Genomic DNA, 16,130 nt, shown 5'->3' on the forward strand with positions numbered 1-16,130 from the left:
GATACGTTTGCTATGCAGCAAAAGCGCCGAAAAGTGTTGCAAGTAGATCAAGTGGGTCAAAGGCTCCAAGCAAATCGTAATCTGGGGAGTAGGAATAAGAAAACAGAGCGAAAAGGTAGATACTTTCTGCTGGCCGCTCTAATAGATAGACCATCAGTCCCCCTAACAAGGCGGATAGCGCGGCTGCCAGTTGATATGTTTTCGCTTTACATGGCATTTTCCATCGCTCTTTTTGTTATTCCACAGCAGTCATACCAGTACACCGTGCGAAGTCTTATCTATGACACACTTAGCAGCCTCTAACTTCTCCGAGGGGGCAGTGTATGAGCAGGATAGACTTCTTCATCCTGTATAACTATGCGGCTTCTTTCTATAACTAGCCAAACTAATAAGTATCATTCATTTGTAACTATAGACCACTCGTTTTGTAAGGTTATAGGGCGTGTATTTATGGCGGGGGGGGGGTAGTTGTTAGCGAGGCTACATAATGGGGGCGAAATGAGAAAGATAAGAGCCGAATTCTGATGATATCGGCAGTAGAGTAATAGCATCAAACCACCACGGTTTTTCACTTAAACTCAGTGTACTTCTTTGCATTCCCAAAGCACTTTTCTATGGGGTACTTCAGAGCATTTTTTTGAAGCTTTTCTTCTGAGGCCTTAAGAAGGTCGACACCAGTGACATCAGCAAGGCGAATGAGATATAAGAAGACATCAGCAAGTTCTTCGTTTAGTGCTGAGGTTTGCTTATTGTTTAAGTTAAAACTTTGCTCATCAGTAAGCCACTGAAATATTTCAGTTAGTTCACCTACTTCACCGGATAGGGCCATGGTTAAGTTCTTTGGTGTATGGAACTGCTCCCAGTCTTGCTCTTTCGCAAATTCAGCTAGTTTAAGCTGCAGCTCTTTTATCTGACTCATTTAGTATACCTCCTTGTGATTGGCCTTTGTAGATGGCATAGATTTCAGATTGCCGGTGACAAATTTGACCTATCTCGAACATATCTTCATGAGCCCTAAATTATTAAATTATCATTGCAGCAGCTTGAGTAAGTAACCCAAACAAGATGTTTCCACTCACACCATACATTGAGTTTGTCGCTAGTTCTTTCAACGCATCAATTGTTTGCGGTGAATCATTTTGTATTAATTCGATGGAATTTTTAAGTTTCTCAATGTCAGAATTACTAATGTTAGAGTTTAACTTACCTTCAATAAATCGGATGGCTTGAATAACATCTTGCTTGCCATCAGCTAGTGTTATTAGCTTATCAAACTGATTAACGCAGCCCAATGCAAGCTGGTTGGTTGTTAATAATTGCTGACTAAGAGTATCTCTAAGGAATTGAATTTCTTCTTTAAGTGAGAGTGTTTCTCTTAAATGCTCTTGCTTATTCGTGTTATTTTGCTCTTTATGTAACTCAAGAAATTCTTTTGTATTCATTACTTCTATGGCTGCATGGCGAAGCTTCATTTCTAATTCTTTTATTTTTAACTTATCGTTAAATAATATTTCTGGGCTTTCTTGTTGGCTAAGAACTAATGAATAATCATTTAAGGTTTTTTCTATGATTTCCTTAGTACCATCTTCGCACTCAATTTCAAGTCTAACAATATTTCCATCTTGATGGATTGAAATGGAATTTGTAATATTTGGGTATTTGTCATTTAGAACTTTTCCGAAATAAGATAGAACTCCAATACCCGCTTGACATTGCTCTTGTGAAAATTTGACAACACGTTTTATTTTTTCATTGTCGATAGTTCTTGATAATTCATCAATATTTAAGAATAGGTTGTCAACAAGTGTTTTAACGTTTTCTGTTAATTCATCCAATGCAAAGTTAATAAGGATGTCATTTCCATGCTCATCAATATTTCTTTCTTCAAAATGAATGTCACTAATATCTGAAACTGATGAAATGATTTTGTCAGATAATTCTGCAACCTTGCCGAAGTTATCATTACACTTCAAAATAATCGTTAGATATGAAGAGATTATTGAATCATCATTAAAAATGTAAAGGAAACGTAAGCTATAATTATTTCTGTTGACTGTAAATGTGATATCTTGCTCAGAATTAACAATGTCAATTTCTTTGTAATCAGAAAGAAGGTTCAAAATTTCATTAAATTGACTTTTGTTTACTATTACATCATCTTTAGTTGAGCTCTTGTCAAAGCCAATTTTATTACAAAGAATATCAAGGCGTTCGCCATCGATATATATACTTTCAATACTATCAAAAAGAAACGTATCAAAGCTTAGATCTAAGTTTGTGTAAGGGATGAATTCGGTCTTAATATTATCCCAATTTGATTGAGTCGCATTTTCTTTGATTTTTCTAAGTGTGCTGAATGTTTTATTATCATAGAACCATGAATGTGAATGCTGATTTACATTCATACTTTTTAGCAATTCTATGAAGGATACAATTTTTTCTTCATATTTCAAGAGGTGTTCAATTTGTATATCAACTTTATCGTCAAACTTAAAATCTAATTTTTTTTCACCAGGTGTGATTCCTGAATTTTCATTAATTTTTTCTATGACAATATGATTGGTATATACTAATAATGTAATTAATTCCTTTATGGCAATTGTGAAATTTATTTCTATATTATTTTTCATCATATAACCATACCTAATACATTTATTTTCTCTATTTCGATATCCCGTTCAAATCCGTTAAAAATTGAAACTACTTTATCACCAGGTATGCGATGCAACTCATTTACAGTCGAGAGGCCATCAAACGAAACAAGGTATTTCCCACTAATCACTTTCTTATTACTCGTATCAACAAACAACTTCTGGCCTTCGTGCTCAACCAGCATCAAGTGCTCAGCCTCTGGCATTCCTTCCAAAAACTTAGCATCAAAGAACATCTTGCCGTTATCAATCAAATCACCGTTCTTTAGCTCGAAGTAGGGCAGTTCGACTTTTCCACTCTCAACACTAGGTTTTCCACTCTCATACATCTCACCTTCACCTAATAATATCCATTTGAGTGATACTCCAGTTGCTAAGTGCACACGAACCACTATTTCAAAAGGGGTTTGGTTTCTCTGATGCCAAGTGGAAATTGTTGCCTTGCTTATACCAAGCGCACTAGCAAGCCCCATGTTCCCTTTAGTATTCAATACTTTTTCAAGTCTTTGAGTGACATCTTTACCACCCTGATATGCAAAAGGGTGAATTTCATGTTGACTGTTCATATCTGAGTGATCTACCATTATTCGACATTCAAAAGGGTGATAATGGTTGGTCGGAAAGGTATCACCCTGATACGAAAGCAAAGTTAACTGTCAAGGATACCACTATGGATACAACATCAATAGTCTTCAATGCTCCACTTTCGCCTTTTGTCACAGTTGAAAAGTTCTCTGAAATAACAGGCATTAAGAAGGCGCAAGTGGAAAAAATGCTCCACGAACGAAAATTACCTATCCGGCCTAAAACGCCGGGCAGGCCAAGAGAAAAACCGCTAATCAATATGGTTGCTCTTATGAAGGAAGCTAACGGTTTGGCTTATTGAGTAAGTCATTTGAATATGGCCCAAGGGGTGGGAGTTCGCAATGTTTGCAAAAGAATGACCTAACGCTGAATTCGTTCGAGATGCGCAAATGCTGTGCAATTAACCGAATAATTGACAAGAGGCAGGCTACTGTAACTTGGTCACTTGGGGGTGAAGGTTTAGCGCTAGTATTGGCAATGGCTCAAGCCCCGACACTTCGCATGATGCCGTATCACTTCTAAGCCAACATTCGATGAAACTGATCAGGTCATCTATAGCGAAGTGTTTTGGGGATCGTCGCGTGAGTACAGCCAGTATGGATGCTAACAATACAAGCCTACGACAATAGTGAAGAAATGCCAGAACATGCTACCGTCAAGCGGTCACTTGGGTATAGACGGTTTGGTCATTAAGGCGTTGAAGGTTCAGTTCAGGGAAATGCTAACCGTTCGGTTTTTATTTGATGGCATATACTTGATTTGTAAGCGAATGATAATTCCAGTAAGTCTTTGCTTGTAATATATTCTTTAGGAGGAAGTTATGATTAACAATAATATTGTAAAAATTAATTTAAAGGACGGGATTAAAGATCTTTTAGAAACGTATAGGGACGGCATTTTCGAAATGTCTGGAGGAGGGATTGAATACAGTTCAAGTCGTGAGGCTTATATAAATAAAAGTCAGCTTGTTTGGTTCAATATTGACGAAGAGAAAATGACAATAGCAATGAGCTTTGGTGATGTTAGATCGACATTACAATTCCCAGACCATGGCGGTGAATTTCAGCGAATCAAAAGAGAGCTTACAAGGTAGTTGATAATGCAGTCTTTTATTAATGATAAGGCCACCGATTATGGTGGCCTTATCATCGCACTTCTCCTCTCCACCTGAGACGCTTTAAAAAGTGAATTTTTCAGTTCTAAAGATCAGGTTGAACGTATAATCACCTGCTGACTTACGCCTGAAGCCAGGCAGCGTTTTTTGTCTGAAAATGAAATGCTTTATAACAAACCCGCGATCGCATCTTCGAATATGTCTGTTAAAGGAATATCATCCATCATACCCATTAATTCTGGGTAACCGACGACATGCTGATATGCTGCCTGCACAAGGTATTCAATAAGAATAGGATTAATGTTGCCTTCTAATGGTGGTGTTTCCGCCTTAATTTGCTTGTATTTTTTACCTTTAGTTTCTGCGATCATTGCACGGATTAAAGCGCGTTGATATAGAAGCGGTTTAACTGATGCTTGTTCAGAAATATATATAGATTTAAGTTTTTTTAATGAATTTGTATTCCAGGCATAAGGCACAATATCTAACGAGTTGGCAATGCGGGTGCATTGATCACCAAGACAATCATCAAAGTAATCGGCAAAGTCAGCATTACCGGCTGTTGGTCCGGCAAACGGAATCGTTGAGATATCGATGTTTTGCGAGAGTTTTACTCCTTGGATGTCCTTCAACCACAGTGCCAGAGTGGAAGACAAGGCGCCGCCTTTACTGTGGCCTGTTACACAGATTTTTGCTTTACCCTCTGGGCCTATCTTTTCATTCAGGAACTGCAGAATCGTTTTATTTTCGCCGGGGATATGGGATTTTGGCTTCAATTTCTGTAAGGTTTTCAGTCCGTAGCTGGTACTTTCGGATATTTTGAGTATGCGGCCTTCAACGGATGCGTAAGGCCACTTCTTCATTGCGCTGACCATGAAATCATTAAACAGCCAGTCTGAAATTGATACTGGATTGGTGCCGCGAATGGCTATCACGTATTCCCCTTCAGCACCTTTCTTCTGTATGACATACATCATGGCATCGTTGAAGATTGTGAAAGGCATGGTATAAACCGCAGGACCCCAGACGACTTCCCAGTCATCTTCCTGAAAAGGCTTCCATGTTTTCAAGGCTTCTTTCATTTTTTTAAGGATGAGCTCAGCATTTTTTTTTGCTGAACCTGTGTGAGTGATGCCATAGTAGCTCATATAGCTGAATGCCAACATGAGTTGTTCTTTTGTATAAGACATAATTCCACCTTTGAATCACATTAGATAAAAACGATTAATTTTTATTGATCGAGAAATTAAGGTATTTGTGATTTGTGTTGGAAAATAGCGTAATTGATAATCTGATATATTCAGATTAATCATTGGCGTAAATAAATATACACAATCACATGTAACCAATATTAGATTTGTTTTCAGGCTAAAAAAAACAGAGTGTTATTTCTGTGATCCGTGGTAACTTAATTTTGAAAATACGGTAAGGAAAAAGGTGTTCAAGATCAAATTAAAAATCGTGGCGCTCATGCCAGTACCTAAAACCTGTTTTGTTTTTCCTTTGATGGTGATCGAGAAGCGGATCTCGCGTGGAGTATGTCAGTACGCGAACAATACGAAAAATCTTACGAGATTCAGACTGGTTGGGGTGATAGTGTGCATATTACTCTGTGAGGCGGCATACATTAAATGGTGTGAAGAATTGATACTATGAATGATTGCTTGAAATAATCTTAAACACGTCAAAGGACTCATGAAGAAACTTACAGCTATTCTGACAATTCTCTCAATTATGTTTATTACCGCATGTAGTTATAAATTGGATGAGAGTAGCATCCCTTCCGAATCTCAGGATGCAATAGATTACATGCAATTGCTCATTGATGATGATATTGAAAAATTTAGAAGTAACTTCAATTCAGAACTTTTTAGTATAGTTACCGAAGAGGATCTACATAGGGTTACTGCATTCATTCCAGGTGGAGAAGTGCTTTCGACCAAGGTAATTAGTTGGAATATTCGCACAGTCAACTCTGTTTGGCATGGAAATTTCGTGCTTGAATATCAGTTCACAAGTGGGTGGGCGGTAGCACAAGTTTCTTTGGGTCGTATAGGTGATAATACGGTTTTAAATGCGTTTAGCTTTACTCCCACAAAGGCATCTCAGGAAGAGTTGAACTCCTTCTTAGCGGTTACTCCAACATTAGATCGTATTCTTATTGTAGTACTCACTTTTGCATCACTAATCTTTATGGTGATCACATGTTATAGCGTTTACAAAACCCCAATGCCTGTAAAAAAATGGAAATGGTATTTACTATCATTCCTAGGCTTTGGTGCTGTTACTATGAATTGGACAACTGGTGTGATCAATTTTCAATTATTAACAGTTCAGTTAGTAGGTTTCGGTGCAGGAACTGGAACTCAATATGCGCCCTGGATGTTTAAATTTACAGTTCCGGTTAGTGCTATGATTTTTTGGATGAGAAGAAAAAAGTACATCGAGCAAGCCAAGGCTTACACTACAAAACAATCGACTGAAGAACAGTCTGCTGATTGATGCGTTAGCCCTAGTTCAACAAATCATTTGTAAAACACTGCACGCTCACGTCTGGGCGTGCACTCTTCACAACGCCATATCTTTTGAGGCTTCCCCAAATCCGCCTGCAGCCACGAAAACGTTGCGCCCAAAAATTGAATACACGGCCTGATATGCCTACAACTATCGCAAAGCTCTAGCCTTGGTGTTTTGACTAACTCTTTATCCGTATCAGTTACTGGCATCACTTTTTTCTCGTTATTGCTGCACATTGATTAATTTACTGTGTGTTCATACAGTAATTTGCGCAAGGAGTACTGTAAATGGCGCATACAATCAACTGGCAAGCCATTGATTTTACAGTTGAAGAACTTGCTGCAAGTACATACGGCGAAGACCGTACTGAAGTAGGGGGGTATTTGGTGGAAATGGTAATGAAAGAGAATAAAGGGCCGCTAGATGCAGAGCCGTTGAAGATGGTTAGAACCCTGCTGGCTGAAGCCGAGATGGCTGGTCGTGAATGAAGTTGAAATGAGAAGGCCAATTAATGGTTGGCCTTTCGATTTTTGGTATGTGTTACGGACGTTATAGTAAATGCGAACAAATTTACTTAGCTTTCTTCTGACTGCCTCAATTTAGTACAAGTTTCTTTGCTAACTACATCTGTAACAAAACCACCATTACCTAGGTACCAAAAACGAACACCAAGATCATTATTTATCTCTTGACTAAACGTTTTGCATGCATATGGGAACATGTCTTTCTCGGCATAAGGCTTGTTTATATCCCAGTACCAATGAGGGTTGGGTAAACGGAACACAATGGTTAACAACGATCTTTCTGCGTCAAATTGGAAGGTTTGGACACCACCACGGAAAGGAGTTGAAGGTACATCATTCAGTGTATTCAATTCTGTCTTATAAACTTCAGGTAAATTCCCTTGGTAATCACTTGGTGGTGGGGTTAATTTAGTCGAGATACAACCACTGAGTAATACTGATGCTGCAGCCAACGATACAATACGGTAAATCATTATTGTCTCTTATTTTTTGTTATTGAACGGCGTGTTATTAAACGGCAAAAACATACACTTAGCAAGTGCGATTTGTTGCATTGACATGTGAGTTCTGTAAATAATCACAAATCTGATGTTGCCAGTACATGATGTCCAATTGATAAAGTTATGAAAAAGGCACATACAAAGACTTGAATTGTTCTGCGTCATTAATTGTCCAGAGAGTGCAGTAGTAGACGAAATTCAACAGAACACAGAGGTGGATTTAAGCAGCGGTAAAGTGAGTTAACCATGCACACCTATAACGGACACGTTTTTTGTCTGTCGCCATTTTGTCGCCACTGGCCGTTTTCAGGCACAAAAAAGGCCACTAAAAAGTGGCCTCTAATTGCTCGGAAATACCGAGTTTACTCTTTACCGTATACGTTGTTTTCCTGCTCCAAAACACGGATGAAAGTCGCTCGCTTCGTAAGCTCTTTCAAGTGCGCCGCGCCAACGTAGGTGCAGGTTGAGCGGATGCCGCCCATGATATCCTGGATGGTATTGTCAACTTCACCACGGAAAGGCAATAGCACGGTTTTACCTTCAGCTGCACGGTAGTTAGCCACACCGCCTGAGTGCTTGTCCATCGCGCTCTGAGATGACATTCCGTAGAATTTCATGAAAGCTTTGCCGTCTTGATGAATAATTTCGCCGCCACTTTCTACATGGCCCGCCAGCATACCGCCGAGCATAACGAAGTCAGCACCGCCACCAAAGGCTTTAGCAACATCGCCGGCACATGCACAACCACCGTCACCGATGATACGGCCGCCCAGTCCGTGTGCTGCATCAGCACATTCAATGATGGCTGAAAGCTGCGGGTAACCAACACCTGTTTTAACACGAGTCGTACAGACAGAGCCCGGACCGATACCGACTTTTACAATATCTGCACCAGCAAGGATCAGTTCTTCAACCATGTCACCAGTTACTACGTTACCCGCGCTGATCACTTTGTCCGGGAATTCAGCACGTACTTTTTGTACGTACTCAACAAGGTGCTCAGAATACCCATTAGCAATATCAATACAGATGAAGATTAAGTCATCTGTCAGTGCCATGATGTCTTTGGTTTTTTGGAAATCGGCTTCTGATGTGCCGGTAGAGACCATTGCATTGTTTAGCACGGTAGCTTCATTGGATTCGATGAAACCAGCCCAGTCTTCAACGGTATAGTGCTTATGTACGGCCGTCATTACCCCGTGTTTCGCAAGGGAAGCGGCCATTTCGAAGCTACCGACTGAATCCATATTTGCAGCAATAATTGGTACGCCAGACCATTGACGACCGCTATGCTTGAATGTAAAATCGCGGGTTAATTCGACTTGAGAGCGGCTTTTCAGGGTTGAACGTTTTGGACGAAACAGTACATCTTTAAAACCCAATTTCAAGTCTTGTTCGATACGCATAGTATTTCCTTAGTATTATCGAATATTGCTCTCAGCCTTCCGGTTATTGGCAGATAACCGATTGCGTCAGATGAGCAGGCACAAAAAAACCGGAGCGTTGGCAGACGCTCCGGTTTTCAGCATTATAGGCCCAGAAAGTTAATTAACAAGTCTAATAATGTATTTTTTTTTGTGCTATTCTCCCTAAGATTGAATCCGCAGCACACTGACTTTTTTGTAAAAATTCCTTCTTTCTCTTCCTGTACTCTTCCATTCTTGCTGGAACATTGCATAATTCCCCCTACCAATAGTATTAAATAATGAAATGGTCGATTTTTTGATCTGATTGGCATCAAGAGCTTGCTAAGTGGATAGGTTTACCTTGTTAAGCAAAAGAAAAATTAAAAAGATATTCCCGCTTGATTTTTACGGGGAAGACGGAAGTTGGCGCTTCATAATTCGGGCCGAACAGCCTGGTGAAATCATCGATGCCATGTATTGGCGGGCATATATTTCATGCCACCGGAAGGATTTTGATTTGTTGCATATAGCAACGGATAAATTTAACTATAAGTACAATTATTCGTCATCCGACTCATCAGAACTTCACTATGGTTTAGGCGGCGCACCGATGCGGGTGAACATGATGGGGCCGATTGTGCCGATCTCAGTGATCTTAAAGAAAATGGCGGTAAAAACAGCCCCGGTTTCGTTTAGAGTAAGTGCTTAGCCAGACGCTGTTCGAGATGGTAATGTAAAGAAATAAAACATAAAAAACGGAGTGTCCGACTTGTGGTCACTCCGTTTTTTATGCTGGCTATAGTCAAGTGGCGATACTCAAACCACTTCAAGATGCAGAAATACAATGATTGAGTTCGCTGTGCAAGTTAAGCTATTGTTAGCAGAATGTACGTGCAGAGACCAAGAGGACATAGGAATGAAGCAAGGACTTATACTGGCTGCAGGGTTAATGTTTCCGGCTATGGCTATGTCATCTTCATTGCCTGACATGGTAGGGCTGTGGCAGTGCGTACCGGAAAAGGTTGCTGCTGCGGGTGAACAAAGCTGGGTGAGGTATGATTTCCGTCCGGATGGCACGATAAAGTCGCAAGAATGGATTCGCTATCAGGAAGAGAAACAGACGAAGTTGGAATATAACCTTTTCGTCGATTACCGCTATAAGCAAACAGGTCAGGATTATGTGCTCAAGCCTGTGCAATTGAGCCGTAAAATTATCACTGATACCTACAATACCAATCCATTTGATTATGATCAGCGTCGTGATGTAACCGGCTACCGTATTTTCTTTAAACCGATCTTACAGAGCGAAAACAAGGCGCAGTTTGATATGTGGTATCACATTACGCCTGCTGAGCATTTTACTATGCAGTGTCAGCGGCAAATAAGCTGAAATCACGGACTAGCTGATTGAATCAAAGAATAGGTCAATTCATCAGCTATCCATACGTTTTAATCAGCCGCTTATGTGCGGCTGCGTTCCAAAAGCCTCTGCTGGTATTGGGCTGGGGTATTTCCGCGATTGCGCTGAAATGCTTTATTAAAACTCTGTACATTGCTGTAACCGAGTGCAGCAGCAATCTCGGTAATGGGCATACCTTCCATCATGTATTTAATCGCGCTGTTGCAAAGCACATAACTGGTGATGCTGGTGAAGTTCCAACCGTATTGATGTAGCCGACGTTGCAGTTGCTGACGGGAAAGTCCAACCCGATCAGCGACAAAATCGATATTGGGTACACCATAGTACCGTGAGTAGTTGACCATTTCGAACATGACTTTTGCCAAATCGTGCGGTTGCGGCATATTGAGGAAATCATCGAGCTGCAGGTTTGACATCAACATGGGGCGGGTGACGTTAAACGCTTTGTTGTTACCATGTTCTAAGATGGATATGTCGACCCAGACTTTGGTCATTGGCGCATTCCATTGTATTTCTGTTCCAAAATAGGATTCAATCAGGCCGTTGCCACAAGGAGGCCCGCTTATTTCCACATTAATAGGCACGTAGTTATCACCCATGTAATGCTTTAAAGCATGGTTGAACATGATGGCCATACGCAAGCTGTCATGAAGCCGGGCACGACCTTTGGCGTAGCGGGTACTGTAACTCCATTTAATGATATTTCCTGATTGCTCTCCGTGAAAAGTGGCACCTGACTGCAAGCAGGAAGTGCCGTAGTTAATGCGGCGAAATGCCAGCGCCAAATCCGGGCTCGATAGAAACCATTCTCCCAAATACCCCATTTTGTCGAATTTTATTTCATTGGCAATATTGATCATGAACGCCGGGTTGCCGGTTAACTTTTCAACGTGTTCCAGCCAGCCGACGACCTCGGAAAAAGGAATGAGAGACATCGGCTCTTTTAAAATTCGAGCGGGAATGCCTAATTGTTCATGATTAATTCCATAGTGTTTTTCCAGCCCGGTTAACAATGGCTGAAGAAAGACTGTTCGGATAAAAGAAATATCAAGTGCTGCCATCATCTACATCTTTTCATGTTTACCACGACTACGGATGATAACGGCGTGGATGGTTTTAATCAAAAAATTGATGATATTGATTTAATCTATCTCATTGTGATGCGAGATATTCCTTTTTAAACACAATGCACCCAATCAAAACTTTGGAGTTGTTCAATTTGAGTCTGGTAAGCATGCCGTTTGTAAATTCAGGGGTAGATACTGCTTTGCATATCGTCGCAGCGGTCGTTTTATTAGGAACGATAGCAGCAGCAGCGATAGGCTTTTGGAAGATCCACGAGTTACCTATTCATAAAGCCTCAACAAAACAACATCATCAGATAGGGTTGATCACTGCACTCACCTGGATCGGATTCGTCTGGCATTGGGTATGGGTGATCGCAGTATTTATCGCCTTTGTGGATGGTGAACAGGCATTACGTCGTATCAGGGATATCTGGAAGGGGGATGATGAGTCAGTCGTTTCGCCGTATTCGCAGCCAGATGATACGACCGAACCTGTTTTGGTTCAGTCAGGCAATGCGGAGCCGTCAGTAAAATCGGCTAAGTCTGTCACAACGCTCAAAGCGAAAGAGGAGGCTGAACATGCTTGAAGGTTTAGCGGTATGGGCACTGTTCATCTCATTATTACGTTTGGTGGGCATGCCGTGGAATAAATTTACCAAAGCATTTGCCTACCTTGGTGGCCTAAGCTGGTTGTTATTTGTCTGGGTCGGGCTTATCACCTTTGCCCCGATGGATCTGTCGGGGGGCTCTGTAGTGCAATCGCCCCATATCCAGTTGCGTCCGGGATCCAGCAGTATTAAAGGGCATGTAAGAGCGATACACGTCAGCCCTAATGAGAAAGTCGCAAAAGATCAGCTGATCTATGAGCTGGATGATGAGCCGTATGTCATTGCGCTGAATAAGGCGGAAGCCAAGTTGGACTCGGTCAATGTTGCACTAATAATTGCACAAGAAGATGTTCGCATCTCTAAAGCGTCTTATGAAGCCGCATTAAAAGATATTGAAATATCGAAGAATCAACTTGTGGCTGCAGAAGAAGATCTGAAATGGAAAAAAACGACGCTGAATCGCTATGCCGAGCAAAATAGAGTGGTGATGCACACCATCACAGAAAGCATGATGGATGAGCAACGCACTGCGGTTGAGGTGGCTAAAGCTCAGCAAACCACACTGGTTTCTCAGTATGAAAAAGCCATGCTGGCAGCGAATAAAGCTAACTTGGCGTTTGAGAAGTCACAGCTTGTGGTTAACAGCCGTGCGGTCGATGTAACCAGCGAGAAAGAGAATGTTGCTCAGGCGCAATGGAATGTTGATCACACCAAGGTTTATGCCCCAACAGACGGTTACCTGACGAACTTTATTATGCGTGAAGGCCAATATGTGGGGGTGATGCCGCGTATTCAGATGTACACCAACGAAAAGTATGTATTGATGCGAGTTAATCACCAGGCGATCCGTCATGTGAAAGCGGGCCAGATGGCGGAGTTCACCTCTGCGGTATACCCGGGCAAGGTGTTCAGTGCTGAAGTGGAAGGTGTTATTGAGGCAACGGGGGAAGCGCAGGGTAACTTGTTAGCTCGTGACGATAATGTTCGTCAGACTACCGGGGTGAACGCTGCAAATAAACACCACTTCGTACGCTTAAAACTTGATGAATCAATGGACTATGACATTCCGGTAGGCTCGGTTGGTTTAGCCTGGATCAGTGCGGAGAAGCCTATTCCCTTCTTTAACTTCCTGGATATTATTCGCGGAATTATCATTCGTATGAAGTCTCAAATCTACTACGTTTGGTCTATGTGATTTCTGTAACCGTTACCTGATAATAAGGCGGCTATCCTGCCGCCTGCTTTTTCTCGGGGATCAGTCTTGACGCTGGCTGCTAGCCATCGAAATCGTTCAGCATACATCCCACATCCTACGAATCGGACTCTTTAAAGGATAATACCGTTCTGGTTAATAAGCCGGATAGCTCAGTATGGTTGATAGATTTGACAGACTGCTGACCCAAATCTGACATAGCCAGAATACTCAAAGATACAATGTTCACTATCAATAACAACACAAAGCAGCTTATGAAATTACTAATCTCTTGTTTATTAATGGTGTCATTTGTTCTGCCTTCGTTTGCCTGGGCAAAGAAAGGCCATCACGGCGGTCATCATCATGATGTCGTTATCGTGAAGCACAAAAAGAAGCGTCACCATCACGACGATCATCACCATCACGACGATCACCACTATCATCAGAATGTTGTTGTGGTAAATCAACCTCAACACCATTATCACCGCTCTCGGTTACCTGAGATTGCAACTTTTGCGGTGATCGCGGGGGTTTCTTATGCCATTGTTGAAAATGTGTTTTATAAGAAATCGGGCGATAATTACGTTTACACAGAGAGACCCGCAAATCGCTAGCATCGACTAATCATGATGGCTGTTTCTCTATGTGAAACCATGTTTGCAAAGGCGGCAATGTCTTGTTCCAGTAACGAGTACATCCGCCTTTTTTTCAGCTGGCCTTATCGATCGGCCAATAAATTGTTAGTTTTGAGACAGATGGCAGTATGCCGCTTCACCCGTTTCCGATAGTATGAATCATTAAGAAACTTATAAGAGATGAATCGGTGTTGAAATATATAGTTACAGTACTGTTCGGCATCTGCATTGGGATTTACATCGGTGTGGCTTATAAAGATCAGATCGTAGACGCGATTAACTCCAGTCCAAGAGAACAGATTCTAGATTTGTTCGAAGGTGTTAAAGGACAAGTATCTGACACAGCGGATGAACTAGCCGAGAAACTGGAAGAGCTGCAGAGTTAAATGTTCGAGTAATACCAATTTTAAGCTGAGTGATAATATCGTATAAAAAAAAGCGGCAACCGATTGGTTGCCGCTTTAAATATTAGGGGGGAATAGTGCTAACCAGAGAATTTAAACTCTAGTTTGCGCCGTTTGTGCCGTTACCATTTTTGCTTCAGCGGCCTTACAGGCAGCTGCAGTGAAGATAACATCTGTAGAGCTGTTAAGAGCTGTTTCAGCTGAATCTTGAATTACACCAATGATGAAGCCAACCGCTACAACCTGCATTGCAACTTCGTTTGGAATACCAAACAGGCTACAAGCTAGTGGAATAAGTAACAGAGAGCCACCGGCAACGCCAGATGCACCGCACGCTGATACTGCTGCAACAACACTTAGTAATACCGCAGTCGCGATATCGACCTGAACACCCATAGTATGTACTGCAGCAAGAGTCAGTACGGTAATGGTGATTGCAGCACCTGCCATGTTGATGGTGGCACCTAGCGGGATAGACACTGAATACGTATCTTCATGCAGATCCAGATCTTTACATAGCTGCATGTTCACGGGAATGTTGGCCGCTGAACTACGGGTAAAGAAAGCGGTGATACCACTTTCACGTATGCACTTAAACACTAGCGGGTACGGGTTTTCTTGGGTTTTTACATAAACAATGATTGGGTTTATCACAAATGCAATGACAGCCATTGAACCTAGCAGTACAGCTAGCAAATGTGCGTAACCAGCCAGTGCGGCAAAACCAGTTTCTGCGAACGTATTGGAAACCAGTCCGAAGATACCGATTGGCGCCAGACGAATAACAAAGCGAACGATCGACGTTACGCCTTCAGACATGTCGTGAAATACTTGTTTGGTTGCGTCACTTGCTTTGTGAAGCGCAAAACCAAGCGCGATAGCCCATGCCAGAATACCGATAAAGTTACCGGTCATTAGCGCGTTGACTGGGTTGTCTACGATCTTAAATAGCAAGGTATTCAGTACTTCTGCAATGCCTTCAGGTGGCGTTGCATTCGCGCTTCCAGCAACAAGAGTTAAAGTGGTTGGAAAAAGGAAACTCATTACTACTGCTGTAAGTGCTGCCATGAATGTGCCGAAAAGATACAGCATAATGATTGGCTTCATGTTGGTGTGGGCACCTTTCTTCTGATTAGCAATCGAAGAGGCAACCAGAATGAAAACCAGGATCGGAGCGACGGCTTTCAGTGCACTAACAAACAATCCACCTAAGAAACCAACAGAAATTGCTGACTCAGGTGCTATAGACGCAAGGAGGATACCTGCGATGATACCAACGAGAATTTGGACGACCAAACTTCCGTTAGCGACTCGGGCTAAAAAAGGTTGTGTTTGATTCATAATACATCCTGCATAATTTTTATATATGTATTGGAGCGTTATATTTCGCTTCAGGAACATTTTTTAACAGGATCTGCGATAGATTACCAGATATCTTTTTAGAAACTATTATGTCACATCTGTTTAACCTTATTTTTTGTGACAGCCGAGCAATATCACAAAA

At 41.5% G+C, this 16,130-nt stretch carries 19 protein-coding genes; 10 read left to right on the forward strand and 9 right to left on the reverse strand.

Annotation, left to right across the window (positions count from 1 at the left end; all coding sequences use genetic code 11):
- Positions 1–10: 10 nt before the first annotated feature.
- The 4 genes from C9I89_RS20810 to C9I89_RS20825 form a co-directional block, all read right to left on the reverse strand.
- Entirely contained in the window at positions 11–217 is a 207-nt protein-coding gene (locus C9I89_RS20810; RefSeq protein WP_107285244.1) for a hypothetical protein, read from the reverse strand.
- Between the two features lie 351 nt (positions 218–568).
- Positions 569–919 (reverse strand): nucleotide pyrophosphohydrolase, encoded by a 351-nt coding sequence (locus tag C9I89_RS20815; RefSeq protein ID WP_107285245.1) that lies wholly within the window; start codon positions 917–919, stop codon positions 569–571.
- A 103-nt stretch (positions 920–1,022) separates the two neighbouring features.
- Complete coding sequence (locus C9I89_RS20820) at positions 1,023–2,633, reverse strand: hypothetical protein (protein ID WP_107285246.1); 1,611 nt, start codon at positions 2,631–2,633, stop codon at positions 1,023–1,025.
- Positions 2,630–3,217 (reverse strand): phage repressor protein CI, encoded by a 588-nt coding sequence (locus tag C9I89_RS20825; protein WP_170107752.1) that lies wholly within the window; start codon positions 3,215–3,217, stop codon positions 2,630–2,632. The genes C9I89_RS20820 and C9I89_RS20825 overlap by 4 nt, the downstream gene beginning before the upstream one ends.
- A gap of 104 nt (positions 3,218–3,321) precedes the next feature.
- Here C9I89_RS20825 and C9I89_RS20830 point away from each other — a divergent pair, with 104 nt between their 5' ends.
- Together C9I89_RS20830 and C9I89_RS20835 are read left to right on the forward strand one after the other, a co-directional pair.
- Complete coding sequence (locus tag C9I89_RS20830; RefSeq protein ID WP_107285248.1) at positions 3,322–3,537, forward strand: hypothetical protein; 216 nt, start codon at positions 3,322–3,324, stop codon at positions 3,535–3,537.
- Between the two features lie 519 nt (positions 3,538–4,056).
- Positions 4,057–4,329, forward strand: a complete 273-nt coding sequence (locus tag C9I89_RS20835) for a hypothetical protein (RefSeq protein WP_107285249.1) — start codon at positions 4,057–4,059, stop codon at positions 4,327–4,329.
- A 188-nt stretch (positions 4,330–4,517) separates the two neighbouring features.
- On the opposite strand, the gene C9I89_RS20840 is transcribed toward C9I89_RS20835, so the two are convergent.
- Entirely contained in the window at positions 4,518–5,540 is a 1,023-nt protein-coding gene (locus C9I89_RS20840) for a lipase family protein (protein ID WP_107285250.1), read from the reverse strand.
- 505 nt (positions 5,541–6,045) lie between these two features.
- On the opposite strand from C9I89_RS20840, the gene C9I89_RS20850 reads away from it, so the two are divergent.
- Entirely contained in the window at positions 6,046–6,852 is an 807-nt protein-coding gene (locus C9I89_RS20850; protein WP_107285252.1) for a hypothetical protein, read from the forward strand.
- Positions 6,853–7,154: 302 nt separating this feature from the next.
- Positions 7,155–7,355, forward strand: a complete 201-nt coding sequence (locus C9I89_RS20855) for a hypothetical protein (RefSeq protein ID WP_107285253.1) — start codon at positions 7,155–7,157, stop codon at positions 7,353–7,355.
- A gap of 86 nt (positions 7,356–7,441) precedes the next feature.
- Here the strand turns inward: C9I89_RS20855 and C9I89_RS20860 are convergent, their stop codons facing one another.
- Both C9I89_RS20860 and C9I89_RS20865 read right to left on the reverse strand, forming a co-directional pair.
- Positions 7,442–7,864 carry a hypothetical protein gene (locus C9I89_RS20860; protein WP_107285254.1) on the reverse strand — a complete coding sequence of 141 codons (423 nt, stop codon included), beginning with the start codon at positions 7,862–7,864 and terminating at the stop codon, positions 7,442–7,444.
- Between the two features lie 389 nt (positions 7,865–8,253).
- Positions 8,254–9,297, reverse strand: a complete 1,044-nt coding sequence (locus C9I89_RS20865; RefSeq protein ID WP_107285255.1) for a GMP reductase — start codon at positions 9,295–9,297, stop codon at positions 8,254–8,256.
- Positions 9,298–9,643: 346 nt separating this feature from the next.
- On the opposite strand from C9I89_RS20865, the gene C9I89_RS20870 reads away from it, so the two are divergent.
- On the forward strand, positions 9,644–10,006 hold the full coding sequence (locus C9I89_RS20870) for a hypothetical protein (RefSeq protein ID WP_211315288.1): 363 nt from the start codon (positions 9,644–9,646) through the stop codon (positions 10,004–10,006).
- Between the two features lie 207 nt (positions 10,007–10,213).
- A complete protein-coding gene (locus C9I89_RS20875) occupies positions 10,214–10,687 on the forward strand; it encodes a hypothetical protein (protein WP_107285256.1) in 474 nt (157 codons plus the stop codon).
- Between the two features lie 71 nt (positions 10,688–10,758).
- Here the strand turns inward: C9I89_RS20875 and C9I89_RS20880 are convergent, their stop codons facing one another.
- Positions 10,759–11,778, reverse strand: a complete 1,020-nt coding sequence (locus tag C9I89_RS20880) for an AraC family transcriptional regulator (protein WP_107285257.1) — start codon at positions 11,776–11,778, stop codon at positions 10,759–10,761.
- A gap of 158 nt (positions 11,779–11,936) precedes the next feature.
- Between C9I89_RS20880 and C9I89_RS20885 the strand changes: the two genes are divergently transcribed.
- From C9I89_RS20885 to C9I89_RS20900, 4 genes are all read left to right on the forward strand, one after another.
- Entirely contained in the window at positions 11,937–12,371 is a 435-nt protein-coding gene (locus tag C9I89_RS20885; RefSeq protein WP_245905539.1) for an MFS transporter, read from the forward strand.
- Positions 12,364–13,587, forward strand: a complete 1,224-nt coding sequence (locus C9I89_RS20890; RefSeq protein WP_107285258.1) for an HlyD family secretion protein — start codon at positions 12,364–12,366, stop codon at positions 13,585–13,587. Before C9I89_RS20885 ends, C9I89_RS20890 begins: the two co-directional genes overlap by 8 nt.
- Positions 13,588–13,859: 272 nt before the next feature.
- Positions 13,860–14,201 (forward strand): hypothetical protein, encoded by a 342-nt coding sequence (locus C9I89_RS20895; protein ID WP_245905540.1) that lies wholly within the window; start codon positions 13,860–13,862, stop codon positions 14,199–14,201.
- A 209-nt stretch (positions 14,202–14,410) separates the two neighbouring features.
- Positions 14,411–14,608, forward strand: a complete 198-nt coding sequence (locus C9I89_RS20900; RefSeq protein WP_107285260.1) for a hypothetical protein — start codon at positions 14,411–14,413, stop codon at positions 14,606–14,608.
- A gap of 111 nt (positions 14,609–14,719) precedes the next feature.
- Here the strand turns inward: C9I89_RS20900 and sstT are convergent, their stop codons facing one another.
- Complete coding sequence (sstT, locus tag C9I89_RS20905; protein WP_107285261.1) at positions 14,720–15,967, reverse strand: serine/threonine transporter SstT; 1,248 nt, start codon at positions 15,965–15,967, stop codon at positions 14,720–14,722.
- Positions 15,968–16,130 lie beyond the last annotated feature (163 nt).

The organism is Photobacterium lipolyticum (assembly GCF_003026475.1).
GTDB classification, from domain to species: Bacteria; Pseudomonadota; Gammaproteobacteria; order Enterobacterales; family Vibrionaceae; genus Photobacterium; species Photobacterium lipolyticum.

Coding starts and splice junctions, on each gene's coding strand:
- C9I89_RS20875 (WP_107285256.1), top strand. CDS start 10,214: ATGAAGCAAGGACTTATACTGGCTGCAGGGTTAATGTTTCCGGCTATG.
- C9I89_RS20820 (WP_107285246.1), bottom strand. CDS start 2,633: ATGATGAAAAATAATATAGAAATAAATTTCACAATTGCCATAAAGGAA.
- sstT (WP_107285261.1), bottom strand. CDS start 15,967: ATGAATCAAACACAACCTTTTTTAGCCCGAGTCGCTAACGGAAGTTTG.
- C9I89_RS20850 (WP_107285252.1), top strand. CDS start 6,046: ATGAAGAAACTTACAGCTATTCTGACAATTCTCTCAATTATGTTTATT.
- C9I89_RS20830 (WP_107285248.1), top strand. CDS start 3,322: ATGGATACAACATCAATAGTCTTCAATGCTCCACTTTCGCCTTTTGTC.
- C9I89_RS20865 (WP_107285255.1), bottom strand. CDS start 9,297: ATGCGTATCGAACAAGACTTGAAATTGGGTTTTAAAGATGTACTGTTT.
- C9I89_RS20825 (WP_170107752.1), bottom strand. CDS start 3,217: ATGAACAGTCAACATGAAATTCACCCTTTTGCATATCAGGGTGGTAAA.
- C9I89_RS20815 (WP_107285245.1), bottom strand. CDS start 919: ATGAGTCAGATAAAAGAGCTGCAGCTTAAACTAGCTGAATTTGCGAAA.
- C9I89_RS20860 (WP_107285254.1), bottom strand. CDS start 7,864: ATGATTTACCGTATTGTATCGTTGGCTGCAGCATCAGTATTACTCAGT.
- C9I89_RS20855 (WP_107285253.1), top strand. CDS start 7,155: ATGGCGCATACAATCAACTGGCAAGCCATTGATTTTACAGTTGAAGAA.
- C9I89_RS20880 (WP_107285257.1), bottom strand. CDS start 11,778: ATGGCAGCACTTGATATTTCTTTTATCCGAACAGTCTTTCTTCAGCCA.
- C9I89_RS20895 (WP_245905540.1), top strand. CDS start 13,860: ATGAAATTACTAATCTCTTGTTTATTAATGGTGTCATTTGTTCTGCCT.
- C9I89_RS20835 (WP_107285249.1), top strand. CDS start 4,057: ATGATTAACAATAATATTGTAAAAATTAATTTAAAGGACGGGATTAAA.
- C9I89_RS20810 (WP_107285244.1), bottom strand. CDS start 217: ATGCCATGTAAAGCGAAAACATATCAACTGGCAGCCGCGCTATCCGCC.
- C9I89_RS20890 (WP_107285258.1), top strand. CDS start 12,364: ATGCTTGAAGGTTTAGCGGTATGGGCACTGTTCATCTCATTATTACGT.
- C9I89_RS20840 (WP_107285250.1), bottom strand. CDS start 5,540: ATGTCTTATACAAAAGAACAACTCATGTTGGCATTCAGCTATATGAGC.